The following is a 912-nucleotide window of genomic DNA, read 5'->3' as shown; positions in this document are numbered from 1 at the left end:
CGACATGGCTGTCCTCATCGATCTGGGCGTAGTGTTCGGTCCGGTATCGGGAGTTGCTGAAGCCCTCGACGTGGATAAGCTCGCGGACCCGCCTCCCCCTCCCCGTCCGTTCTATGGAAACGACAAGATCGACGGCCTCTCCGATCACCTCCTGCATGGGTTGCTGGCTCGCTTCCGCGGTCAGCTGCTCGAGCCGGCGCAGGGCCGACATTGCCGTGTTCGAGTGAATGGTGGTGACGCCGCCCGGGTGCCCGGTGTTCCACGCCTTGAGCAGCGTGAGCGCCGCGCCGTCGCGGACCTCGCCGACAATGATACGGTCAGGCCGCAAACGCATGGTGCTCTTCAGAAGCCGTGCCATGTCGATCGTGTCGCTTGTGTGAAGTGATACCGCGTTTTCGGCTGCGCATTGGATCTCGGCGGTGTCTTCCAGAATGACCATCCGATCGTCCGGAGCATTGGCGACGATTTCGGCGATGACCGCATTGGCAAGGGTCGTCTTGCCCGAGCCCGTGCCGCCGGAGATCACGATGTTCATGCGAGAGGCGATCGCGCTGCGCAGGACAGAGGCCTGCGCCTCGGTCATAACCTTCGACTTTACGTAGTCGCAAAGCGGTATCACCCGCGACGCGCGCCGCCGGATCGTGAAGGCCGGTCCGGAAACGACGGGCGGCAGCAGGCCCTCGAAGCGGTGCCCCCCAATCGGCAGTTCGCCGGAGATGATCGGCTGCTCGTCGTCGGCCTCCGATTGTAGCGCGTGGGCGACGCTGCCGATGATCACCTCCGCCGCGGCCGGGCTCATCGCGCCCGCCGAAGCGACGCCATGTCCCAGACGTTCGATAAAAAGCTTGCCATCGGGATTGAGCATAATCTCGACCACCGTCGCGTCGTCGAGTGCGACGCAGAGTTGGTCGC

General features: G+C 64.3%; 1 protein-coding gene. It reads right to left on the bottom strand.

What is annotated here, in order from left to right:
- A partial coding sequence (gene trbB / locus EOA78_RS35585; protein ID WP_127320372.1) for a P-type conjugative transfer ATPase TrbB occupies positions 1-912 on the bottom strand: 912 nt, incomplete at both ends.

The organism is Mesorhizobium sp. M5C.F.Cr.IN.023.01.1.1 (assembly GCF_003997585.1).
Taxonomy (GTDB): Bacteria; Pseudomonadota; Alphaproteobacteria; order Rhizobiales; family Rhizobiaceae; genus Mesorhizobium; species Mesorhizobium wenxiniae.
The sequence above is the reverse complement of the archived record's forward strand: the minus strand, read 5'-3'. Positions and strand labels throughout refer to the sequence as shown.